Source organism: Arthrobacter sp. ISL-85, from assembly GCF_018613675.1.
GTDB lineage: Bacteria > Actinomycetota > Actinomycetes > Actinomycetales > Micrococcaceae > Arthrobacter.
The window spans coordinates 122,601-144,253 of the sequence record NZ_JAGGPQ010000019.1 but is presented as its reverse complement, the minus strand read 5'-3'; the positions used below and the strand labels follow the sequence as shown (position 1 = coordinate 144,253).

Sequence of the window (21,653 nt, the reverse complement as noted above, 5' to 3'; positions counted from 1 at the left end):
CAACCTCACCACGCAAACCAACACCAACTGCACGAACAGCAGCTGGCACCCACCAGAAAGGCACCACCCGTGACCATCACTGCCGACAACGCCTCCTCCATCGCCGAACTCGAGCGCCTCAAGGTCCTCCACAACGGCACCAAGGGCAAGCTCACGTTCTCCGATGCGGAGTTCGAACGCCGCCTGGGCGGCCTCCGCCGCATCATGGCCGCCAAGGACCTGGACGCGGTCATCCTCACCAGCTACCACGGCATCAAGTACTACTCCGACTTCCTCTACACCACGTTCGGCCGCAACTACGCCCTGGTGGTCACAGCCGACGACTCGGTCACGGTCACCGCCAACATCGATGCCGGGATGCCATGGCGCACCTCCTACGGCGAGAACATCGTGTACACGGACTGGCGCCGTGACAACTTCTACTTCGGCCTGCAGGAAGCACTGCGCCAGCGCGGCGTCAAGGCCTCACGGCTGGGCGTGGAGGACGACTTCCTCCCGGGACTGACCCGCGAGAAGATTGCCGCGGCCTTCCCGGGGGCGCAGCTCCTGGACCTTTCCCAGGACGCGATGCGCCAGCGCATGATCAAGTCCAACGAGGAAATTGAAGTCATCAAGCACGGCGCCCGCATCGGCGACCTGGGCGGCGAGGCCATCCGCAACGCCATCCGCGAGGGCATCTCCGAGTACGAGGTGGCCCTCGTCGGCACAGAGGCCATGGTGCACGAGATCGCCAGGACCTTCCCTGACCGCGAGGTCCGCGACACCTGGGTGTGGTTCCAGTCAGGCATCAACACCGACGGCGCCCACAACTGGGCCACCACCCGCAAGCTGCAGCAGGGCGACATCCTTTCGCTCAACTGCTTCCCCATGACCTCGGGCTACTACACCGCCCTGGAGCGCACGCTCTTCCTGGGCCAGCCGGACGAGCGCTCCCTCGAACTGTGGAACATCAACGTCGAGGTGCACCGCCGCGGCCTGGAACTCATCAAGCCCGGCGCCGTCTGCAAGGACATTGCCGCTGAGCTCAACGAGATCTACATCAGCCACGGACTCCTGGCCAACCGCACCTTCGGCTACGGCCACTCCTTCGGCGTCCTGAGCCACTACTACGGCCGCGAGGCCGGCCTGGAGCTGCGGGAGGACATCGACACCGTCCTTGAGCCCGGCATGGTGGTCTCCATGGAGCCCATGATCACGGTGGCGGACGGACTGCCGGGCGCCGGCGGCTACCGCGAGCACGACATCCTGGTCATCGGGGAGGACAACACGGTGGAGAACATAACCAAGTTCCCGTTCGGCCCGGAACACAACATCGTCGAAGGATAACCACCCCAACAGCCAAGGCGGCGCCGTGGACCACGGCGCCGCTTTCGGCATCTGCCGCCAACGATAGGGAAAGATGGTGTCCACCATGACTCCTGCAAAAATTTCCGACACGAGCGGCAACGGGGCCGGCACCAATGGCGGGACGGACGCGAAAGGTGCTTCCGTCGTCGTCAATGCCATCGCGGTCCTGCGGACCTTCACTGCCGACGAACCCCTGCTGGGTGTCACGGAAATCGCCAACCGCGTGGGCATGCACAAAAGCAGCGTGTCCCGGATCCTGGCCACCTTCGAGCAGGAAAACCTGGTCGAACGGGACCCGGAAACCAAGCGGTTCCGGCTGGGACTGGGGCTCATCGCCGTCGCCGGGCCGCTGCTGGCTGAGATGGAGGAACGGCGTGTGGCCTACCCGGTCCTGCGGCAGTTGACCGAGCAGACCGGTGAAACCAGCGCGCTCATGCTGTGGAACGGCGACGAGGCCATCTGCGTGGAGCAGATCGCCAGCCACCACCAGATCAAACACACCACACCGCTGGGTGCGCGCTACCGGGACGCCATGAGCGCCTCGGTGCAGGTGTTCCTGTCCACCCTCCCGGCCGAGCGGGTGCGGGAGCTGCTGCGCAGCGGCACCATCACCTTCCCGGGATTGGACGACGACGGACTGGCGGCGTACGAGGCCCGGCTCCAGGATGTTGGGCAGCGGGGATGGGCGGGGAACTACGGCGAATCGTCCATGGACGAGGTGGGTGTGGCTGCGCCCGTCCGCGACCACCGCGGCGATGTTGTGGCGGCTGTCCTGATTCCGGCGCCCCGGTTCAGGGTGTCCAAGGAACAGTTCGAGAGCCTGGGCGAGGCCTGCGTGGCCGCCGCCGCGAAGGTGACTACGCGCCTGGGCGGCCGCACGGCGAACTGAGGGCCGCAAGTAAGGTATAGGCACGTTCGAGTGCAGCTGGTGCCCGGCCTGTGTCGAACGCTTTCCGAATCGTTCATGTCCAATTGCGGCGGGGACCTTCGACGGCGCGGTCCAAACCTGCAGGTCACGGCAGCCCGGCCATACGAGCCGCCAGGTGCAGCGCCGCCAGCCGGCCGGTGCCGCGGGGATCTCCGCCGCAGAGCTCGAAGATCCGCTGCAGCCGGTGGTGCATCGACTGCCGCTCCAGGTGCAGTTCACGTGCTGACTGCGCGGTATTGCAGCCGGAGTCCAGCCACACCTGCAGGGTCTCCAGCAGCTGGGACTGCCGCTGGGCATCATGTTCCAGGACCGCCCGCAACTGCCGGCTGACAAACGCCTCCCGGGACGAGGCATCCAGGCAGGTCAGGGCGAGGCTTTCCACGGCCGTGTCCTGGGCGTCGACCACTACCAGGCCGCGGGCCGGATGCCGCCTGCGCGCCGATGCGTTCCGCCGGCGGATCTGCCGCACGTCCAGGGCGCGGCGGGCTTCCGCCAAAGACCAGGCGGCCTCCGCCACCCTGCCCGCGAGCGGCCCCACAGCAATCACGGCATCGTGGTCGCCTTCCAGTCCCTGCAGGGACTCCAGGAGCTGCCGCCGCACGCCGGCGGTCCCGGTGCACGGCAGGCCGATCATCACCACAAGTTCGGCGTCGTCGAGATACGCGGCGCAGGGGATGCGCTCTGAGCTCAGGAAGTTTTCGACGGCGCCACGCAGTTCCTGCGGCGCTGCCGCGTGGATTGCAGCAACCACGGCGGGGGAGTCCGTGGGGAAGCCGGCGCCGGGAGCGAGCTGCTCAAGCCGCCATTCCGGTGCGGAATTCAGCACGGCGCGCATCAGTTCAGCACCTGCCTGGGCATGCAGCCCCGGAGGCGTGTGCTGCAGCAGCGCCAGGCCCAGGATGTCCACGGCGCGCTCCCCGGCCACCTGGGCAAGTGCCGTATCCGCCGCAGCGGGCACGTGCACCTCGAGCCGCCCCATGAGGACCCCGCGCACGGGGATGTCCACGGTGATGAGCGTTCCGCCGGCCACCGCGTAAAAGCCGCCGTGCGTGCCTGGCCCGGAGCCGGCGTCGTCCGCTGTTCCTCCGCCGGCGTCCGGGTCCACCCCACTGTTCCAGCCCTCGGGCGCCGCGCTCCCCAGGGTGACTCCCCATGGGGAGGTGAGCTTCACGGCCGAGCCGGTGATCCCTGCCAGTACGCCGAGGATCTTGTCGAGTGAGGCACCGTGGGCCACCTCGGCAGCCATGGCGCGCGTTGCGGCGTCGGCCTGTTGCAGGTGCCCCACCGACTCGCTGACAAGCATGGAGTTGATGGCCTGCATGACGCCCACGAACGGCACCACCTTGCGCAGTTCCACCAGGGGAAGGCCGTATTCCTCCGCCTTCTGCAGCATGTCTGCGGGGATTTCCGGCAGTGCGCCGCCGGTTTCGATGGCCAGGGCCGCAACGCCGCGCTGCGCCAGTTCGCGTACATAGTCTTCGCGTTTGGCCGGGGCGGCGGTGGCCAGCGTGATCCCCCCGCAGAGCAGCAGCTCGCCGCCGCGGAGCAGGGGAGCGATGTCCAGCACTTCGCTTGAGTGGACCCACCGGACCGGCTGTGAATCGGCGACCACGCCAACGGGATGGACAACGGGATCCGCGGCGGCGAGGGCGGGGTGGGCGAGTATTTCGCCAAGAAACACTGACACGACAGTCCGTAACGTAGTAGGAGATTCTGCTAGACAGATCGTATCTTGTTCCTTGTGATCGGGGCCACATAGCCTTTAGGTACTTATCCACCTCACGGAGGCCCCCATGCAAGAAAAGCTTTCAGCAGCCACGCACGGCCAACCTGCCCAGACAACCGAGGACCACAACGCCGTGGACCACGAAGCCTGGCTGCAGCCCATCCCCGAATCAGCACGAACCCGAAAGGTATCCGGCCAGTTCTGGATCTGGGCGGGCGCCAACCTGGCACCCATCAACTGGGTGCTGGGGGCACTCGGTATCCAGCTGGGACTTGGGCTGGCCGACACCATCACGGTCCTGGTGCTGGGCAACCTGATTGGCATGCTGCTCTTTGGCTGCTTTGTCCTCCTGGGCCAGAAAACCGGAGCCACCGGTATGGTCCTGGCCCGGGCGGCATTCGGACGGCGCGGCAACTACCTACCGGCCGCCATCCAGGCCCTGCTGGTCATCGGATGGTGTGCAGTGAACACCTGGATCATCCTGGACCTGGTCATGGCGCTCTTCGGAACCCTCGGCTGGGTTGACCCGGAAGCCCCCAACTACGCCTGGAAGATCGGCGTCGCCACCTTCATCATGGCCCTCCAGGTGGCCATCGCCTGGTTCGGCTACAAGGCCATCGCGGCCTTCGAGAAATGGACCGTACCGCCCACCATCCTCATCCTGGCCGTCATGTCCGCCGTGGCGTGGTTCGGCATGGACATCGACTGGAGCTATGCCGGACCTGCCGGCGCCGTCCTGGAAGGCTCCGAGCGGATCGCCGCCATGAGCGCCGTCATGACCGCCATCGGCATCGGCTGGGGCATCACTTGGTTCACCTACGCCGCGGACTACTCCCGGTTCGTCAGCACAAGCGTCCCCAAGAAGAAGGTCTACCTGGCCTCGGTGCTGGGCCAGTTCATCCCCGTGGTGTGGCTCGGCGTCCTCGGTGCCAGCCTGGCAACCAACAGCGGCGAAATTGATCCCGGCAAGCTGATTGTCCTGAACTTCGGCGCCATGGCCCTGCCCGTGCTGCTGATGGTTCTCCACGGCCCCATTGCCACCAACATCCTCAACATCTACACCTTCTCGGTGGCCACCCAGGCCCTGGACATCAACATCAGCCGCCGCAAGCTCAACCTGTTCGTCGGTGTCTTCTCACTCGCCGCCGTCGTCTTCTTCATCTTCCAGGAGGACTTCGCTGCGGTCCTCGACGCCTGGTTGATCGGCCTGGTGGCCTGGGTGGCCGCCTGGGGCGGGATCATGCTGGTGCACTACTTCTGGCTGGACAAGCGCTGGCCCGGTGAGCCGGAGCGCCTGTTCGACGGCGTTGGCACCAAGCGGCTGCCCGGCGTCAACTGGGCGGGTGTCACCGCCCTCGGGGCCGGGATCTTCGCAACGTGGCTGTTCATGTACGGCCTGATCCCCATCATGCAGGGCCCCATCGCCGTGGCCCTGGGCGGCTGGGACCTGTCCTGGCTGGCCGGCGGACTGACCAGCGCCGGCGTCTACGCCATCCTCGGCCCGCGCCAGCACATCCGCTACCTCGCCCTGGAGCCCCGCGCCGCAGCTGAAACAAAGAGCGCGACGGCGGACAGCACGCCCGCCCTTCCCGCCCTCTGATCTCCCTTCCCGTAGAACCTGGCGGGCGCAATGCGCCTGCCAGAAAGGATTTCCCGTGAACCAGCCCGCCATCGCTGACCCCCTGCACCCGATCACCTGGCCCGGCGGCTTCAAGGCCGCAGCATCCTTCACCTTCGATGTGGACGCCGAGTCCTGCACCATCGCCCACGATCCCGCCAGCACCCGGCGCATGTCGCTGATGAGCCACCAGTCCTACGGCCCCAGGATCGCGGTGCCACGGCTCCTGGCCATCCTGGCGCGCCAGGACATCCAGGCCACCTTCTTCATCCCCGGCTTCACCGCCGAGTCCTACCCGGACGTGGTCCGGCAGATCGTGGACGGCGGGCACGAGGTGGCGCACCACGGCTACCTGCACGAACCCATGCAGGGCATCGACGCCGCCACCGAGGCCGGCTACATCGACCGCGGCCTGGAGGCACTGGCCAAGGTGGCAGGGGTCCGGCCGGTGGGCTACCGGGCACCGTGGTGGGAGCTGAACTGGCACTCACCGGGCCTGCTGGCGGACCGCGGCTTCCTCTACGATTCCAGCTTGCTCGACGGCGATGCCCCCTACCGCTTCGCCGTCGGGGCGGATGATCCCCGGGACATCGTGGAGATTCCCGTGGACTGGACCCTTGACGACTGGGAGCAGTACGCGTTCTACCCCGGCGTCACGGGCAGCGGTGTGATCGAGAGCCCGGCCAAGGTCCTGGAGATGTGGACGCTTGAAGCCGAGGCCCACCACTCCCAGGGCAGCTGCTTTGTCCTCACCAACCACCCATTCATTTCCGGCCGGCCGTCCAAGGCGGTGGCGCTGGAGCAACTGATGGAGCGGGTGAAGGCGATGGACGGCATGTGGGTGACCACCATGGAGAACATTGCCCGGCACACCAAGGCGACGGTGAACGAGGTCCACACCCACGCGCGGATCGAGGTGCCGGTATTCCCGGGCGCGGGTGCACAGTTTGAGCCGGCCGTGGTGCGGCAGGGGGTGCTGGCCTAAAGTGGCCGAAGGGGCCGGCGCCGCCGGCCGGGAGGAGCGCTCGCATGGACCTCATGAACAGCCTCAGGGACGGCATCGCGCAGGAGTTATCCTGGCAGATCCCGCTCTACGAGCAGTTCCACCGGCACCCGGAACTCGGCCTCGCCGAACACCAAACCTCCGCAGCCGTTGCGGCGAAGCTGGCCGGCTGGGGTTTTGACGTCCGGCACTTTGGGGGTACCGGCGTCGTAGGTGTCCTCGCCAACGGGACGGGTCCGGGCGTCCTGGCCCGCGCGGACATGGACGCCCTCCCCGTCACGGAGGCAACGGGGGCAAGTTACGCCTCCACCATCCCAGGCGTGATGCACGCGTGCGCCCACGACATGCACGTGGTGGCGCTGCTTGGAGCGGCAAAGTACCTGGCGGACCACCGGGAGGCCTGGCGGGGAACCTACATCGCCCTCTTCCAGCCGGCAGAGGAGACGGCGGCGGGTTCCCAGGCAATGCTCGACGACGGCCTGGCCGCCGGGATCCCGCGGCCGGACGTTGCGCTGGCCCAGCACGTCATGCCCACCGAGGCGGGCACCATCGGCACCACCGCCGGACCCATCCTGTCGGCCGGTGACTCAATACGGATCACCGTCCACGGCCGCGGTGCCCACGGCTCCATGCCGCACAAGGCAGTTGACCCGGTGGTGCTCGCCGCCTCGATTGTCCTCCGCCTGCAGACGGTGGTGTCCCGCGAAACGACACCGGGGGAGTTCGCCGTGCTCACTGTTGGGTCGGTGAGCGCCGGGGCCACGGCCAACATCATCCCGGACCGGGCTGAACTGCTGCTCAACCTGCGCACCTACAGTACGGCGACCCGCAGCCAGATGATCACTGCCATCGAGCGGATTGTCCGGGGCGAGTGTGCAGCGGCCGGCTCTCCGCAGGAGCCGGAGTTTGAGTATTACGACCAGTACCCACTGACCAGCAACGACGCGGAGGCCAACACCCGGGTCACCGCAGCCTTCACTCAAACCTTCGGTGCGGACGCCGTCTACCGCACCCACCCGCAGACGGCCTCCGAGGATTTCAGCCGCATCCCAGACGCCTTCGGCATTCCCTACGTGTACTGGGTTGTCGGCTCCGTGCCCCCGGACATCTACCGCCGGGCCGTGGAAACGGGCACCGTGGACACGGACATCCCGGCGAACCACTCGCCGTTCTTCCTGCCAGCCGAGGATGCGACCCTCCGCATGGCCACCGGTGCCCAGGCTGCCGCCGCACTCGCCTTCCTTGCGCGGACTGTCTAGCCGGCCACGGACAGCAGCGACTTCATTTGCGCTGCGGCGTCACTGCCCGGCGCCGGCGTGTACACCACGAGGTGCAGGTCCGGCCGGTCTGACGGGGACACCTGGTGATGCTCCAGCTGGAGCACCCCCACGGCCGGGTGGTGGAAGAGGCGCTCGCGGGACTCGAAGCCCAGGATGTCATAGAGATCCCAGCCCTGCCGGAATTCGGGGCTCGCTTCCTTGAGCCGTTCCACCTGGTACTGGATGTCCGGATCGCCGAGCCGCTGCCCGGTTTCGGCCCGGAACTCGGCAAGGAACCGCTTGCTGGTGGTCTCCCAGTCCGGAAGCAGGTTCCGGACATAGGGGTCGGTGAACACCAGCCACAGCAGGTTCCGGTCACCGGCGGGAACCTTGGCGATGTTGGGATACAGCGCCGCGTATGCCTTGTTCCAGCCCGCCACGCCCCAGTCCGGGAACAGGGCGAAGGATGGGTTGGGGTCCAGTGCATCCAACAGCCGCTGAATGTGGGGAGGGGCGGAATCGGCGGCCGGAGCTGCCGGTGCTGCGGACGCATATCCGCCCAGCGACAGCACATAGCCAAGGCCCGTGCTGGAAAGATGCAGCGCCCGGCTGATGGCTTCGAGGACCTGCCGGGACGGGCTGATGTCCCTGCCCTGCTCCAGCCAGGTGTACCAGGTGACGCTGACGCCGGAAAGGAAAGCCACCTCCTCGCGGCGGAGCCCCCGCTCACGGGTGCTGCCTACCGGCGGCAGTCCATAGTCCGCGCGCAGCGCCTGGTCGCGGCGGGCCCGCAGGAAGAGGCCCAGTTCTTTGCGGCGCCCGGGATTGTTCACCCGCAAAATACTATTACTCTGGTACTCCTACTACTAGTAGCAGCGCTGTCTTCCACCCAGCCCTGCGAGGCCAGAGGATGGTAAGCATGCCTGCACTCCGCTCAAAAACTGTCACCCACGGCCGCAACATGGCCGGAGCCCGCGCACTGCTGCGTGCCTCCGGCGTCGCCAACTCCGACATCGGCAAGCCGATCATCGCCGTGGCCAACTCCTTCACCGAATTCGTCCCCGGCCACACGCACCTCGCCCCCGTGGGCCGGATCGTCTCCGACGCGATCCTCGCCGCCGGCGCCGTGCCGCGCGAGTTCAACACCATCGCCGTGGATGACGGCATCGCCATGGGCCACTCCGGCATGCTCTACTCGCTGCCGTCCCGTGACCTGATCGCGGACTCCGTGGAGTACATGGTCAACGCCCACTGCGCAGATGCCCTGGTGTGCATCTCCAACTGCGACAAGATCACCCCCGGCATGCTGATGGCCGCGCTGCGCCTGAACATCCCCGTCGTGTTCGTTTCCGGCGGCCCCATGGAGGCCGGCCGCGTGACCCTGACCGACGGTTCCGTACGCTCCCTGGACCTGGTGAACGCAATCGCCGACGCCGTGGACGAATCCATCTCCGACGCAGACATCAACCTCATCGAAGAGAACGCCTGCCCCACCTGTGGTTCCTGCTCCGGCATGTTCACCGCCAACTCCATGAACTGCCTCGCCGAGGCCATCGGCCTGGCCCTGCCGGGCAACGGTTCCGTGCTGGCCACCCACACCGCACGCAAGGCGCTCTACGAGAAAGCCGGCCGCACCGTCGTCGAGCTCGTCAAGCGTTATTACGACGGCGACGACGACTCCGTGCTGCCGCGCTCCATCGCCACCGCCAAGGCCTTCGACAACGCCATGGCGCTGGACATCTCCATGGGTGGCTCCACCAACACCATCCTGCACCTGCTGGCCGCGGCCCAGGAAGCGGGCGTGGAGTACGGCCTGGCCGAGATGGACGCCAAGTCCCGCCAGGTGCCCTGCCTGGCCAAGGTGGCCCCGAACGTGGCCAAGGACAAGACCTACTACATGGAGGACGTGCACCGCGCCGGCGGCATCCCCGCCCTGCTGGGCGAGCTGAACCGCGGCGGCCTCCTGCACAAGGACGTCCACTCCGTGCACTCCGCGGACCTGGACGGGTGGCTGGACGACTGGGACATCCGTGGCGGCAAGGCCACCGAGGAAGCGACGGCCCTGTGGCACGCCGCTACAGGCGGCGTCCGCTCCTCCACCGCGTTTTCCCAGTCGAACGAGTGGACCTCGCTGGACACCGACGCCGCGGAAGGCTGCATCCGCTCGGTGGAGCACGCCTACTCCAAGGACGGCGGCCTGGCCGTGCTCCGCGGCAACGTCGCCGTCGACGGCGCCGTGGTGAAGACCGCCGGCGTGGACGAATCCATCTGGACCTTCTCAGGCCCTGCCGTTGTGTGCGAGTCGCAGGACGAAGCCGTGGAAAAGATCCTCAACAAGACCATCAAGGAAGGCGACGTTGTGGTCATCCGCTACGAAGGCCCCAAGGGTGGTCCGGGCATGCAGGAAATGCTCTACCCGACGTCGTTCCTCAAGGGCCGCGGCCTGGGCAAGAAGTGCGCGCTCATCACCGACGGCCGCTTCTCCGGCGGCACGTCCGGCCTGTCGATCGGGCACATCTCTCCCGAGGCTGCCTCCGGCGGCGCCATCGCCCTGGTGGAGGACGGCGACATCATCAGCATCAACATCAGCCAGCGCTCCCTGCAGCTGGAGGTCTCCGACGAGGTCCTTGAAGAACGCCGCGAGAAACTCCTGGTCAACGGTGGCTACAAGCCCAAGGACCGGGACCGCCAGGTGTCCGCCGCGCTGCGGGCCTACGCCGCGATGGCCACCTCCGCGGACAAGGGTGCCGTCCGGGATGTGTCCCTTCTGGAGCGGTAACTCCCGTGCCCGGCGGGGGAGGACAGGTCCTCCGGCCCTCCTCCGCCCGGGAATGCCGCTCCACAAATGAAGGGTGCGGAGGTTCATCAAGGCACTTTCGGCGGCGTCCCTGTCAAGCAGATGATCACCTCGCTGCGGCCCGTCCGGGGTGATGGGTACTAAGTGACGGATAACTAACGGCGGCCAGGGCAGGACAACGGGCCGAAGGGCCCCATCGACTGTCCGGCCCCTCCGGTACCCTGATCACATGGTGCAGCGACTCGCCGATTACCGGGCGGAAGGCATCCTGCTCGCCGGGGCAGGACGGGCCATCCTGCTGCAGCTTGCGAACCCGGCCATTGGCCGTGGTGTGGCGGCGCACAGTACATTTACCCAGCGTCCCGTGAACCGGCTCAAAGGCACGCTCACCTACGTTTACGCCACTGTGTACGGAACCGAGGAACAGGCCCGGGAAGTCCGCCGGCGGGTGAACCAGGCACACGTTCCGGTGCGCCGGACTGCCGATGAATCCAGTGCCGGCTACAACGCCTACGATCCGGCGCTGCAGCTCTGGGTGGCGGCCACGCTCTACGACACTGCACTCACCATCACCGAGAAGATTCGCGGCCCGCTGGACGACGAAGCCGCGGACGCAATGTATCGGGACTACGCGCGGATCGGCACCGCCCTGCAGCTTCCGGCGGACATGTGGCCGAAGGACAGGGCAGCGTTCGGCCGGTACTGGGAGGAGCAGCTCTCCACCCTCCACGCCGAGGAAGAAGGGGTACGCGTTGGACGCGGGCTGCTGTACCCCGGGCACACCGCACTCTGGTACCGCGCCATCATGCCATCTGCGAGGTTCCTCACCGCGGGGCTCCTCCCGGAGCAGTTGCGGAAGGACTTCGGCCTCGCGTGGAGCGACCGCCACCAGCGCCGCTACGACCGGACATGGCGCATCCTTGCGGTGGCCTACCCCAGGCTCCCGCAAGGCATCAGGCACTGGTTTAAGGACTATTGCTTGGCCGAACTCGACAGAGACTTGCGGGGGAACCGCCAGCCAAGCCAGCACCAGGGGATCAGTGCGTAGTTCCACTACGGTGGAGCAGCGGATCGACGAACGCGCCCGCCGCTTCCTGGCAGCAGCCGCCGCCGGCGGTCCCAAGGTGCTGCTCACCGCCGTCGTCCTTGTTTTTGGCCGTTGCGTGATGCACTTCCGCGTGTTTCGGCGGGAGTTCCGCATGCCGCTGGTGGTGTCGTTCCTGCTGGTGGCCTGGGTGTACAAGCCGCGGCCGCCGGAGAAGGTGGACGGACGACGGCGCGAGGTCCCGTCCACGGCGCAGCTGCGGTAAGGGGGGTCTGCCAAAACCCGTTTCAGCAGGGCCCTCGCTAGGGCTCGGGGAGCACGGTTTGATGGAGGGCATGGCCCCCGAAACAACTGTTACCAGTACCAGCGCTCCCACGAAGCCAGGTGTGCAGCACAGCGCGCACTGGGCGGGCGTCTTCGCGATGTCCTTGTGCGTCTTCGCGCTGATCGCCTCCGAATTCATGCCGGTCAGCCTGCTCACCCCGATGGCCTCCGGACTCCAGGTCTCGGAGGGAATGGTGGGGCAGGGCATTGCGATCTCCGGCCTTTTTGCCGTCCTCGCCAGCCTGTCGGTGTCCAGGCTGGCCGGCAGCATGAACCGCAAGACACTGTTGCTGGGCCTGACCACAGTGATGGCCGTCTCCGGTGCGTTGGTTGCCCTGGCCCCGGGATACCTGCTCTTCATGATCGGCCGTGCCCTCATCGGTGTGGTGATCGGCGGCTTCTGGTCCATGTCCGCAGCCACGGCCATGCGGCTGGTGCCGGCCCACCAGGTGCCGCGCGCCCTGGCCATCTTTAATGGCGGCAATGCCCTGGCCACCGTGCTGGCAGCGCCGCTGGGCAGCTACCTGGGCTCGACCATCGGCTGGCGTGGGGCGTTCTTTTGCATTGTCCCGGTGGCGGTGCTTGCCCTTGTCTGGCAGTGGATCACCCTTCCTTCCATGAAGGTGGAGAAGCGCCCGCAGGCGTCCGGAAACGTCTTCTCGATCTTCGCCGCGTTCAAGAGCCGTCCCGTCGCTTGGGGGATGGCCGCCTGCGGGTCCTTCTTCATGGGCCAGTTCGTCCTGTTCACTTACATCCGCCCGTTCCTGGAGACAGTGACCCGGGCGGACGTCGCCACGGTGTCCCTGGCGTTGCTGGTCATCGGGGTGGCGGGCTTTGCCGGCACCCTGCTGATTGGCCGCTTCCTGGGGAAGGGCCTGTACCGGACGCTCGTCACCATTCCGGCGCTCATGGCAGTCATCGCCGCCGCCCTCGTTCCCACCGGCGGCTGGCTCGCCGCCGTCCTGGTCCTCCTGGGACTGTGGGGACTGATGTCCACATCCGCTCCCGTGGGCTGGTGGAGCTGGATCGCGGAAGCAATGCCAAACGACGCCGAGGCCGGTGGAGGCCTCATGGTGGCCGTCGTCCAGACCTCAATCGCCATCGGATCAACACTGGGTGGCGTGCTGTTCGACTCCGCCGGCTACGGCGGCGCCTTCCTGGCGGCCGCAGCTGTCCTTGCCGTCGCAGCCGTCCTTGCATTCGTGACCTCGCGGATCACAGACCGGACTGCCTGACCAGCCAACGGATTCACCAATAACCCGAAACAGCAGGAGGAAAACATGAAGTACACCAAGAGCGGCGGCAAGACAGCAGCCGGGCCGAAGGAATGGTTCACAGGGACAGTGCAGGTTGATGGCATCCGCAACCCCGACGAGCAGTCAGCCATCGGTTGCGCGCACGTCCGCTTCGCACCCGGCGCCCGCACCGCCTGGCACCACCACCCCAAGGGCCAAACCCTTTACGTCACGGACGGCGTCGGACTGGTGGCCCGGCGCGGCGGGGAAGTCCAGGAGATCCGTCCCGGTGACGTGGTCTACATCGAGCCGGGGGAGGAACACTGGCACGGGGCAACGCCGGAGCGGTTTATGGCCCATGTCGCGATGCAGGAAGCCGACGGGAACGGACAAGTTGTCACCTGGCTCGATCACGTCACCGACGAGGAATACGGCGCGTGACCACGTAAAGAAGGTGGGCGGACGACGGCGGGACGTTCCGCCGTCGTCTGTTCTTTCCCAGGAGGGGTCAGTCCTCGTAGGTGTTGGCGATGTAGACATCGCACGGGGCGTTGTGCGCCACGCTGTTGGCGACGCTGCCAAGGAGCCGGCCGATGCCGCGCATCCTCCGGTTGCCCACTACGATCACCCGGGCGTCCAGGCGGATGGCTTCCTTAATCAGCGAGTCAGCGGGCTTGCCGCGGGCAGCGAAGTGGGTGATTTCCACTCCGGGCCGCGATGCGCCCAACGATTTGGCCACCATTTCCGAGCTGTCGGCGTTGGAGACCCTTACCTTGTCCGATCCCACTCCGAAGGTTTCGGCGTTCTCCATTTCAAAGGCGGTCACCACATGCAGCGACGCCCCCAGGGATTCCGCCAGTCCCAGCGCCACTTCTGCAGCCTTCCGTGCGGAAGGGCTGGCATCCACACCCACAACTACTACTCCACTCATTCCTGCTCCTTCGTCAGTACCGGCATAAACATCCATTCGTCAGTCTAAGGACTACCCGTGTAGGGCCCGCCTAACCGTAGACTCTGAAGGCGAGTCCGTGCCGGCGTGATGGGGAACATGGGTGCGATAACCAACCAGGCTTTGCAGGACCTGACGGGCCTGCCGCCGGTCTATGTAGAGGTGCCGGACAAATCAGGCCTGCCCGGCGCGGGGACCAGCAAACTCCTGAACACCGGCCTGACCGAAGCCGAGGCGCTTGCTGCCGCGGAACCGGCACCGGACCTCCACCCCAGTAAGGCGCAGGAACGTCGGAGCACTATCCTGTGCGTCAGTTGGATCCTAGGTTCCATCACCGGTGGAGTACTGCTGGGACTCTACAATGATGCGGTTCAGGACGGGGACGCAGGACGAGCGGCATGGGCCTTGACAGTGCTGGCGGTCCTCGTCCCATGTGTGCTCGTGCTGTCCGCCTACCCGAATTGGACGAGGCGGAGCTTCATTAGGGATTACAAGCAGCTGCACCAGGCCTGGGTGGCACGCTTTGTCGGGAACTGGCCGCTCCGGGAGCGGCTGGTGGACGTGGATGCCGTCCCTGATGTCTGGCAGCGGGTCAGCACCCGAACCATGGCGGACACCCTGTCCAATGACCGGGAAGCGATCCTGGCACAAGGAATGCCCGCCGGGCAGGAACCCGCCACCATGCTGGCGGGGGCCCTGGCGGCCGTGAGCGCATGGGCGCGGGCGCCCTGGTCGGATCCTGCCCTGTACCGTGCTGCCCAGCAAGCCGTTGACGGCTTTGGCGAGGTGGCGGGCCGGCGCCCGGGTGGACGCTGAACCCTCCGGGCTGCCGTCGAACGTTCCATAGCTTTCCCGCCTTTGCGGCGGCCGGACACACCAAGGCCTGGTGTCTGTAGGCTGGCGGAATGACCGCACCCCAGATCTATCCCAGCTTTCCCGGCACAGCCCGCGAGGCACTGGGCTTCTACGCGGCCGTTTTTGGCGGCGAGCTTTCCCTCCACACAAACGAGGATTTCGGCCGGACGGATGGGCCGCCGGATGCCATTGCCCACGGCGAACTCAGGGGCGCTGTTGCCTTGGCGGGCTCGGATACCCCACCGGGCGGGAAGAGCGTCCGGCTTGAAGGCGCAATGCTCTCCTTGCTTGGTAGCGCCGAGCCTGAAGTCCTCCGCGACTGGTTCAACAAACTCAGTTCCGGCGGCCGCGTGGTGGACCCTCTTGCAGCCAAGCCCTGGGGTGCCTCGGACGGCCAGGTCATCGACCGTTACGGGCTCCACTGGCTCATTGGCTATGAGCCCGGCGCCGACGCCTGAAGCCGGGCCGGACCGCGCCGGACTGGACCGGACCGGGCCGGGCACGCTTGCTAGCTGCCTACCCTTGCCTGCGCCGTCTCCACGATGTTTTCCGTTACCGCCCAGGAGGCCAGGAGCTTGAGGGCTTCCCCGGAGGGGCTGCCGGGCGTGGCGGGATAGACGGTGAGGGTATGCCCCGGGTCCTCTTCCAGGCCCAGCACCTGGTAGTTCAGCTCGAGGAGTCCCACCACGGGATGCTGGAAGAACTTGGTGCCCGCGTAGTGGCGGCGGACGTTGTGCGCTGCCCAGAGGGTGCGGAATTCGTCGCTGCGCATGGACAGTTCGCCAATGAGTTCGGCAATGCCCTTGTCATGGGGATTGCGGCCGGCCTCCCGCCGGAGGATGGCCACGTTGGTGTGGGCCGCCCGGTCCCAGTCCGTGTAGAAGTTGTGGGAGCGGGGATCCAGGAAAATGAACCGGGAGTGGTTGGCGGGCCGTGACGGATTGCGGTACATGTCCGAGTACAGGGCGTAGCCCAGGGTGTTGGCGGCCACGATGTCCATCCGGTTGTTGCCGATGAAGGCCGGCGCGTCGGTGATGGCGTCCAGGAGGTACTGCAGCTCCGGCCGGACCTTTGACGGTGCGGAACCGCCGGCAGCCGCGGCACGCTTGCGGCCCGAGGTGTTCGCTGCCCGGGCCAGGTCATAGAGGTGGTCATGCTCGGCGCGGTCCAGTTCCAGGGCGCCGGCGATGGCGTCCAGGACGCTGTCCGAAACACCGCTCAGGTTTCCCCGTTCCAGGCGCGTGTAGTAGTCCACGCTGACGCCCGCCAGCCGTGCCACTTCCTCCCGCCGTAACCCCGGTACGCGGCGGCGGCCGCCGTAGGGTTCGATGCCTGCCTGCTCCGGGGTGATCCGCCCACGTCGTGAGGACAGGAACTGCCGTACCTCGGCTCGGTTATCCATAAGGAACACGTTACGACGAATGGCAGGACCCTAAGGAGGTTCTGCCATAACCACTCATAGCGGGAGGGCATGTGGGTAGGACTCATAAGACCAGTTACAACAGGGCCACCCTTGACCCGGCCATTTCCCGGGATTGCCCCGAACAACCCCGGTAACATTTTTAAAGTCCCCCAACAGATCACAGGAGAACCATGACTACCGTCAAGGCTTATGCATCCCCGTCCGCCACGGAGGACCTGGTGGCAACCACCATCGAGCGCCGCGAAGTGGGTCCGCACGATGTCCTGATCGACATCAAGTTCGCCGGCATCTGCCACTCGGACATCCATACCGTCCGCGGCGAGTGGGGCCCGCAGCAGTACCCGCTGGTTCCTGGCCACGAGATCGCGGGCATTGTCACCGAGGTTGGCGGCGAAGTGACCAAGCACAAGGTCGGCGACCGTGTCGGCGTTGGCTGCATGGTCAACTCGTGCAGGGAATGCGAGAACTGCCGGAAGGGCGAGGAGCAGTACTGCGTCAAGGGCAACGTTGGCACTTACGGCGCCGTTGACCGCGATGGCACCATCACCCAGGGCGGCTACTCCACGCAAGTGGTGGTCACCGAGGACTTCGTGGTGACCATCCCCGAGGGCATCGACCTCGACGTCGCCGCGCCGCTGCTGTGCGCCGGCATCACCACCTACTCCCCGCTGCGGCATTGGGGCGCGGGCCCGGGCAAGAAGGTTGCAGTCGTCGGCCTCGGCGGCCTGGGCCACATGGCAGTCAAGCAGGCCCACGCCATGGGCGCCGAGGTGACCGTCCTGTCACAGTCGCTGAAGAAGCAGGAGGACGGCCTGAAGCTGGGCGCGGACAACTACTTCGCCACCACCGATCCCGGCACCTTTGAGCAGCTCGCCGGCTCCTTCGACCTGATCATCAACACGGTCAGCGCTTCACTCGACATCAGCTCCTACCTGGGCCTGCTGAAGCTCGACGGCGCCCTGGTGAACGTCGGCGCCCCGGCCGAGCCGCTTCCCGTCAACGCCTTCGCACTGATCGGCGGCCGCCGGTCCTTCGCCGGTTCCATGATCGGCGGCATCCGCGAAACCCAGGAGATGCTCAACTTCTGCGCCGAGCACGGCCTGGGCGCAGAGATCGAGGTCATCCCGGCCGAGAAGATCAACGAAGCCTACGAGCGCGTCCTTGCCTCGGACGTCCGGTACCGGTTCGTGATCGACACCGCCACCCTCTAAAGCACCGCGCACGCACGGCGGACCGGCACCCACAAGGGGCTGGCCCGCCGTCGGGCGTTAAAGAACGGACGACGGCGGGCAAAGCCTCACGGCGCGAGGCTCGCCAGGATTGATGCCGCGGAGCCCTCCATGCAGTTCCGGTAGTTGATGCCGGCCCACAGGTTCAGCCAGTCCGGCTCTCCTGCTGCCGCCGCGGCGGCGCGCAGGGGAGTGGTGAGGTGGTGGATCTCCGGGTATCCGTAAGGGGCATCACCGTCGTGGCGGCGCATGAACTCGTTGTACAGGCCGCGCGCGTTGCGGCCGGAGAAGGCCCGGGTGACGGCTGTGGTGGTGAAACGGTCCGACGACGCCAGTGCCGCCCGGTGCACTGCCTTGGTCCCGGCTTCATTCGCGCGGAGGAACGCGGTTCCCGCCTGGACCGCAGCGGCACCGACGGCGAGCGCGGCCCGGGTGTGTTCTGCAGTGGCTATTCCGCCCGCAGCGATGAGCGGCACCTCCAGGTCGGACAGCTCGCCGAGGATCCCGTGAAGGGGCACAAGGGGAGGAGGCGCGTCCGCCTTGAACGTTCCGCGGTGGCCGCCGGCTTCCGGGCCCTGGACGCAGAGGGCGTCAGCACCTGCCGCAAGGGCCTGCAGCGCTTCGTCACGGTCCGTGACTGTGGCGATCACGTACGCTCCGCGCTGCTGGAGGGCCTCCACCACGCTGGGTTCGGGCAAGTCGAAGGTGAACGAAACAACGGCCGGTGCCAGCTCCAGCAGTGCTTTGAGCTTTTGGTCCCAATCGTCATCGTCATGCTTCGGATCTCCCAGGCTGACCCCGAAGCGTTCAGCGTCCGGCGCTAACGAAGCGGCGTATTCCTGCAGGACTTCGGGACTGGTAACTGACGGCTGGGGTACGAACAGGTTCACGCCGAATGGCTTGTCCGTGTGTCCCCTGACGGCCTCGATCTCGGCGCGCATGGCTGCCGCGGTCTTGTAACCCCCCGCAACGAAGCCCAACCCGCCGGCCTCGCTTACGGCAGCTGCCAGCCCCGGAGTGGAAGGTCCGCCGGCCATCGGGGCCTGGATGACGGGCAGTGCCAGCGACCCGAGACGAAACCTGGTGCCCTTGTGCTGCGTAGCCATGTGCCCTTCCCGTTTGTTGCGCGTACCAGACGAATGCTACGCCGGTCCGCACGCCCGTTCGACGTGGATCTTGGGGCGCGGGCAGCAAAAAGGGCGCTGACGACGGCGGGTGGGTCTCCGCCGTCGTCCGCGCCCCTTTACGTTGGGTCGCTCAGAGAGCCAGTGCGGGCTCGTTCCCGCGCACGCTCAGGGTGAACGTGTTGGGGCCGCTGCAGGTGACAGCGATGCGGCAGGTGGTGGTGTTGTGGCGCGTGGACAGGTCGGAGACCGCGGAATCAAGAGTCTCGTGGAGCGATGCCCGGTCCCAGATCTTCAGCGTCACGGATTCGGCAGTGTTAAACGTCATTGTTCAGTACTTTCCAGTGTCAAGCCGGTTCGGTAGCCGGCAACGGCCTGTCCGCGCTCGGAGGGTCGGTGGCCTGTGCTCACCGGTGGGCCTCGTTGCGTCACCAGGATGTCAAGGGCGGATGGTTCCGGCCCTGCGTATCCATAGTGCCCGTGGGTGATGTAACGCCTCAACCAAACAGGGCATTTGTTGCAAGTGTTTCTCATCACTTGTGAGCGGGAACACGGCTACTCGTCGAAGTGTGCGGTGATCCATTGCTCCCCGGAAATCGAGGTGATGACGGTTGCTGCCACTTCCCGGAGCTTGATGTTCCTGGTGCTGGAGGCGCGCGTGAGGATGCTGAAGGCTGTGTCCCGGTCGCAGCGGTTCTGGGCCATGATGGCCCCCACTGCCATGTCGATCACGGTGCGGGACTGCATCGCGGCGGACAGGTCGCTCCTGGCCTCACTGAGTTGCGATATCCGCAGAATCAGTCGCAGGGAGGTTGCCGCTTGCCGCGCGAATGTCTCCGCCGTGGCGATGCCCTCGCTTGCGAATCCATTGCTGCGGCCCGAGTAAAGGTTGAGCACCGCATCTGCCTCGCCCGAGAGGTCAAGCGGAACGGCGAGGATTGAGGACACTCCGTGCGCTATCGCTGCCCTGACATAGGGCCCCCAGCGGGTCTCGGCGGTGAGATCGGGCACCAGGACCGTGGTCCCCTGGCGGAGTGCGGTGAGGCAGGGGCCCTCCCCGAATCCGTTCTGCAGTTCATCCAGCGCCATGGCGGCGGCGTCACTTGCTGCCATGGCCTGCGGCTTCCTGTGCCGGAGGACGGTAACGCCACTGTGGATGGTGTTGCCGGGCCTGGACAGCCGCGAGGCTGCCACGATGGCCAGCTCCACCATGAACGCCTTGATGTCCGGGCTTTCCAGGACGAGGGACTCAAGCGATAACGTCGCCTTTTCCGCAGCGCCGCGGTCGCGGTCGTCGGAATGACCCTCTTCGGCGGTCATTCGTCCTCAGCTGCGGTTAATTCCGTCATGGCCGTGGTGATCAGTCCCACCTGGGCGGCCGGAAGGTGCAGTGCCTCATTGAGGTAGGCGTCCAGGGACAGCTCGTCGGCATCCCCGCCCAGGCCGTAGTAGTAGGTCCACAGTTTAATCAGTGGAACCTGTGCGTCACGGAAACGACGGGCGGCACCCCGCCGCTGCTCGTCGGCTTCCGAGAGTTGATCAGGCCCGTTGGTCCAATCGGCGTTCATCTTTGCCTTCCATTCGGCAGGGCGGCAAGAAGCGCAGACACGGGCAATGGGGGAATTCCGAAGTTTGACGGGCGGTGGTTGCTGGCCATGTGGCCTCGATCCCAGGTTGCGCCAGACGCTTGGCGCCAAGCTGGCGGTCGTCGCTCTTTGACGCGGACGGCCCGTGCATTCAACCTCTGGACCCTGTCCCCCATCCCGAAATCTCCTACCTTTGACACTACGCTCCCGCGCGTATTTATGGTAGGAGCCTTGAAAGTGCGGATGGGGATGAGGGGCCCACCCGTCGTCATCCTGTCGCTATCCAGGTCAGCTGCCATGTCCGTAAGATGTAAGCCATGCTGAATTCTGCCGACAAAGAGACCATCCAGCACCTCCAGGAGGTTCTGGTGGGTGCCGGCAACGCCGTGGAGTTCCTGTCAGGACTCTCGGGGCTGGCGGCAGCGGCAGTATCTGAGGTGGCGGATGACGAAATTGAGTGCGCCGTGACCCTGAAGATTCGCCGACGTCCCGCTACCGCGGCCGGCAGCAGTGAGCGCGCTGTTGAGCTTGACCATATCGAGCAGGCCGTCGGCGATGGTCCATGCATAAGGGCACTCGCGGAAATGACCCCGGTGCTCATCAATGACGTAGCTAATGATCCGCGGTGGATACCGTTGAATCGCAAGCTGGAGGAGCATAACATTCACAGCACTTTAGGTGTACCGCTGGAGATCAGCGGCGACGCCAAAGCTGCGCTGAACTTCTTCGCCACCAGACCGGGCGTGTTTACCGCTGACGTCTACGACAAGGCCGTGGGCTTCGCTGCGGCTGCCCACAACACACTGAACCTTTCGGTCCGCATCCACACTGCGCAGAACCGGGCCGACGACCTTGAAGCGGCGCTCGAAAGCAGGACCGCCATTAATCTGGCCTGCGGCGTGATCATGGCGCAAAACCGGTGTTCGCAGGAAGAGGCGATGGAAATCCTCACCAAGGTCTCCAGCAACCGCAACCGGAAACTGCGGGATGTGGCCAAGGAACTGATCGAGCAGTTGTCCGGCAGCAGCATCCAGACCCACTTCGACTCCTAGCCAGTGCCTCCAGGCCAGCTGCCCTGAGGGACACGGCGGCAGCGCCGTTGACCCCGCGGATGTCCCACAGCTGCCGCTGCCGATGATCTTATAGTCCCCTGGCTCCTGCTGATTCCAGCACCATGGCGGTGTTCTCAGGGCCAATGGGGAGGG

Annotated in this window: 22 protein-coding genes; 14 read left to right on the top strand and 8 right to left on the bottom strand. The window is 66.2% G+C overall.

The annotated features are described in order from the left end of the window. Nucleotides 1–69 precede the first annotated feature (69 nt). Together J7I84_RS15375 and J7I84_RS15370 are read left to right on the top strand one after the other, a co-directional pair. Entirely contained in the window at nt 70–1,326 is a 1,257-nt protein-coding gene (locus tag J7I84_RS15375; protein WP_214945413.1) for an aminopeptidase P family protein, read from the top strand. A gap of 73 nt (nt 1,327–1,399) precedes the next feature. Then, nucleotides 1,400–2,236, top strand: a complete 837-nt coding sequence (locus J7I84_RS15370; protein ID WP_214945412.1) for an IclR family transcriptional regulator — start codon at nt 1,400–1,402, stop codon at nt 2,234–2,236. A gap of 124 nt (nt 2,237–2,360) precedes the next feature. Here the strand turns inward: J7I84_RS15370 and J7I84_RS15365 are convergent, their stop codons facing one another. Continuing rightward, complete coding sequence (locus J7I84_RS15365; protein ID WP_214945411.1) at nt 2,361–3,962, bottom strand: PucR family transcriptional regulator ligand-binding domain-containing protein; 1,602 nt, start codon at nt 3,960–3,962, stop codon at nt 2,361–2,363. A gap of 106 nt (nt 3,963–4,068) precedes the next feature. On the opposite strand from J7I84_RS15365, the gene J7I84_RS15360 reads away from it, so the two are divergent. The 3 genes from J7I84_RS15360 to J7I84_RS15350 are packed head-to-tail and all read left to right on the top strand — an operon-like array spanning nt 4,069 to nt 7,881. After that, nucleotides 4,069–5,601: a cytosine permease gene (locus J7I84_RS15360; protein WP_214945410.1), complete on the top strand. Its 1,533-nt coding sequence runs from the start codon at nt 4,069–4,071 to the stop codon at nt 5,599–5,601. A 55-nt stretch (nt 5,602–5,656) separates the two neighbouring features. Further along, the gene (locus J7I84_RS15355) at nt 5,657–6,604 is read left to right on the top strand and encodes a polysaccharide deacetylase (protein WP_214945409.1); all 948 of its coding nucleotides are present in this window, start codon (nt 5,657–5,659) and stop codon (nt 6,602–6,604) included. Between the two features lie 44 nt (nt 6,605–6,648). Continuing rightward, nucleotides 6,649–7,881, top strand: coding sequence for an amidohydrolase (locus tag J7I84_RS15350; protein ID WP_214945408.1), 1,233 nt, complete (start codon nt 6,649–6,651; stop codon nt 7,879–7,881). Here J7I84_RS15350 and J7I84_RS15345 read toward each other — a convergent pair. Next, entirely contained in the window at nt 7,878–8,714 is an 837-nt protein-coding gene (locus J7I84_RS15345; RefSeq protein WP_214945407.1) for a helix-turn-helix transcriptional regulator, read from the bottom strand. The two genes, J7I84_RS15350 and J7I84_RS15345, sit on opposite strands and share 4 nt — an antisense overlap. A gap of 86 nt (nt 8,715–8,800) precedes the next feature. On the opposite strand from J7I84_RS15345, the gene ilvD reads away from it, so the two are divergent. The 5 genes from ilvD to J7I84_RS15320 all read left to right on the top strand — a co-directional run bounded on the left by ilvD (nt 8,801) and on the right by J7I84_RS15320 (nt 13,723). Next, nucleotides 8,801–10,660: a dihydroxy-acid dehydratase gene (gene ilvD / locus J7I84_RS15340; protein ID WP_214945406.1), complete on the top strand. Its 1,860-nt coding sequence runs from the start codon at nt 8,801–8,803 to the stop codon at nt 10,658–10,660. A gap of 247 nt (nt 10,661–10,907) precedes the next feature. Then, nucleotides 10,908–11,726: an oxygenase MpaB family protein gene (locus J7I84_RS15335; RefSeq protein WP_214945405.1), complete on the top strand. Its 819-nt coding sequence runs from the start codon at nt 10,908–10,910 to the stop codon at nt 11,724–11,726. Further along, a complete protein-coding gene (locus J7I84_RS15330; RefSeq protein WP_396020077.1) occupies nt 11,719–11,988 on the top strand; it encodes a DUF817 family protein in 270 nt (89 codons plus the stop codon). The genes J7I84_RS15335 and J7I84_RS15330 overlap by 8 nt, the downstream gene beginning before the upstream one ends. Nucleotides 11,989–12,058: 70 nt before the next feature. Then, on the top strand, nt 12,059–13,282 hold the full coding sequence (locus tag J7I84_RS15325) for an MFS transporter (RefSeq protein WP_214945404.1): 1,224 nt from the start codon (nt 12,059–12,061) through the stop codon (nt 13,280–13,282). A 45-nt stretch (nt 13,283–13,327) separates the two neighbouring features. Beyond that, nucleotides 13,328–13,723, top strand: a complete 396-nt coding sequence (locus J7I84_RS15320; protein WP_214945403.1) for a cupin domain-containing protein — start codon at nt 13,328–13,330, stop codon at nt 13,721–13,723. Between the two features lie 67 nt (nt 13,724–13,790). Here J7I84_RS15320 and J7I84_RS15315 read toward each other — a convergent pair whose 3' ends face one another. Continuing rightward, nucleotides 13,791–14,213, bottom strand: a complete 423-nt coding sequence (locus tag J7I84_RS15315; RefSeq protein ID WP_214945402.1) for a universal stress protein — start codon at nt 14,211–14,213, stop codon at nt 13,791–13,793. A gap of 117 nt (nt 14,214–14,330) precedes the next feature. On the opposite strand from J7I84_RS15315, the gene J7I84_RS15310 reads away from it, so the two are divergent. Beyond that, nucleotides 14,331–15,047: a hypothetical protein gene (locus J7I84_RS15310; protein WP_214945401.1), complete on the top strand. Its 717-nt coding sequence runs from the start codon at nt 14,331–14,333 to the stop codon at nt 15,045–15,047. An 89-nt stretch (nt 15,048–15,136) separates the two neighbouring features. Continuing rightward, the gene (locus J7I84_RS15305) at nt 15,137–15,544 is read left to right on the top strand and encodes a VOC family protein (RefSeq protein WP_214945400.1); all 408 of its coding nucleotides are present in this window, start codon (nt 15,137–15,139) and stop codon (nt 15,542–15,544) included. Nucleotides 15,545–15,594: 50 nt separating this feature from the next. Here the strand turns inward: J7I84_RS15305 and J7I84_RS15300 are convergent, their stop codons facing one another. Further along, nucleotides 15,595–16,488, bottom strand: a complete 894-nt coding sequence (locus tag J7I84_RS15300; protein WP_214945399.1) for a helix-turn-helix transcriptional regulator — start codon at nt 16,486–16,488, stop codon at nt 15,595–15,597. A gap of 191 nt (nt 16,489–16,679) precedes the next feature. Between J7I84_RS15300 and J7I84_RS15295 the strand changes: the two genes are divergently transcribed. Then, nucleotides 16,680–17,720, top strand: a complete 1,041-nt coding sequence (locus tag J7I84_RS15295; RefSeq protein WP_214945398.1) for an NAD(P)-dependent alcohol dehydrogenase — start codon at nt 16,680–16,682, stop codon at nt 17,718–17,720. A gap of 86 nt (nt 17,721–17,806) precedes the next feature. Here J7I84_RS15295 and J7I84_RS15290 read toward each other — a convergent pair whose 3' ends face one another. The 4 genes from J7I84_RS15290 to J7I84_RS15275 form a co-directional block, all read right to left on the bottom strand. Beyond that, on the bottom strand, nt 17,807–18,844 hold the full coding sequence (locus tag J7I84_RS15290; protein WP_214945397.1) for a nitronate monooxygenase: 1,038 nt from the start codon (nt 18,842–18,844) through the stop codon (nt 17,807–17,809). A gap of 151 nt (nt 18,845–18,995) precedes the next feature. Then, complete coding sequence (locus J7I84_RS15285; RefSeq protein WP_214945396.1) at nt 18,996–19,190, bottom strand: hypothetical protein; 195 nt, start codon at nt 19,188–19,190, stop codon at nt 18,996–18,998. 227 nt (nt 19,191–19,417) lie between these two features. Then, the gene (locus tag J7I84_RS15280; protein ID WP_214945395.1) at nt 19,418–20,182 is read right to left on the bottom strand and encodes a GAF and ANTAR domain-containing protein; all 765 of its coding nucleotides are present in this window, start codon (nt 20,180–20,182) and stop codon (nt 19,418–19,420) included. Beyond that, the gene (locus J7I84_RS15275) at nt 20,179–20,430 is read right to left on the bottom strand and encodes a hypothetical protein (RefSeq protein ID WP_214945394.1); all 252 of its coding nucleotides are present in this window, start codon (nt 20,428–20,430) and stop codon (nt 20,179–20,181) included. The genes J7I84_RS15280 and J7I84_RS15275 overlap by 4 nt, the downstream gene beginning before the upstream one ends. A 335-nt stretch (nt 20,431–20,765) precedes the next feature. On the opposite strand from J7I84_RS15275, the gene J7I84_RS15270 reads away from it, so the two are divergent. Then, a complete protein-coding gene (locus tag J7I84_RS15270) occupies nt 20,766–21,500 on the top strand; it encodes a GAF and ANTAR domain-containing protein (protein WP_214945393.1) in 735 nt (244 codons plus the stop codon). The last annotated feature ends 153 nt before the right edge of the window (nt 21,501–21,653 follow it).

Coding starts and splice junctions, on each gene's coding strand:
- J7I84_RS15370 (WP_214945412.1), top strand. CDS start 1,400: ATGGTGTCCACCATGACTCCTGCAAAAATTTCCGACACGAGCGGCAAC.
- J7I84_RS15360 (WP_214945410.1), top strand. CDS start 4,069: ATGCAAGAAAAGCTTTCAGCAGCCACGCACGGCCAACCTGCCCAGACA.
- J7I84_RS15350 (WP_214945408.1), top strand. CDS start 6,649: ATGGACCTCATGAACAGCCTCAGGGACGGCATCGCGCAGGAGTTATCC.
- ilvD (WP_214945406.1), top strand. CDS start 8,801: ATGCCTGCACTCCGCTCAAAAACTGTCACCCACGGCCGCAACATGGCC.
- J7I84_RS15335 (WP_214945405.1), top strand. CDS start 10,908: ATGGTGCAGCGACTCGCCGATTACCGGGCGGAAGGCATCCTGCTCGCC.
- J7I84_RS15325 (WP_214945404.1), top strand. CDS start 12,059: ATGGCCCCCGAAACAACTGTTACCAGTACCAGCGCTCCCACGAAGCCA.
- J7I84_RS15320 (WP_214945403.1), top strand. CDS start 13,328: ATGAAGTACACCAAGAGCGGCGGCAAGACAGCAGCCGGGCCGAAGGAA.
- J7I84_RS15315 (WP_214945402.1), bottom strand. CDS start 14,213: ATGAGTGGAGTAGTAGTTGTGGGTGTGGATGCCAGCCCTTCCGCACGG.
- J7I84_RS15310 (WP_214945401.1), top strand. CDS start 14,331: ATGGGTGCGATAACCAACCAGGCTTTGCAGGACCTGACGGGCCTGCCG.
- J7I84_RS15305 (WP_214945400.1), top strand. CDS start 15,137: ATGACCGCACCCCAGATCTATCCCAGCTTTCCCGGCACAGCCCGCGAG.
- J7I84_RS15300 (WP_214945399.1), bottom strand. CDS start 16,488: ATGGATAACCGAGCCGAGGTACGGCAGTTCCTGTCCTCACGACGTGGG.
- J7I84_RS15295 (WP_214945398.1), top strand. CDS start 16,680: ATGACTACCGTCAAGGCTTATGCATCCCCGTCCGCCACGGAGGACCTG.
- J7I84_RS15290 (WP_214945397.1), bottom strand. CDS start 18,844: ATGGCTACGCAGCACAAGGGCACCAGGTTTCGTCTCGGGTCGCTGGCA.
- J7I84_RS15285 (WP_214945396.1), bottom strand. CDS start 19,190: ATGACGTTTAACACTGCCGAATCCGTGACGCTGAAGATCTGGGACCGG.
- J7I84_RS15280 (WP_214945395.1), bottom strand. CDS start 20,182: ATGACCGCCGAAGAGGGTCATTCCGACGACCGCGACCGCGGCGCTGCG.
- J7I84_RS15275 (WP_214945394.1), bottom strand. CDS start 20,430: ATGAACGCCGATTGGACCAACGGGCCTGATCAACTCTCGGAAGCCGAC.
- J7I84_RS15270 (WP_214945393.1), top strand. CDS start 20,766: ATGCTGAATTCTGCCGACAAAGAGACCATCCAGCACCTCCAGGAGGTT.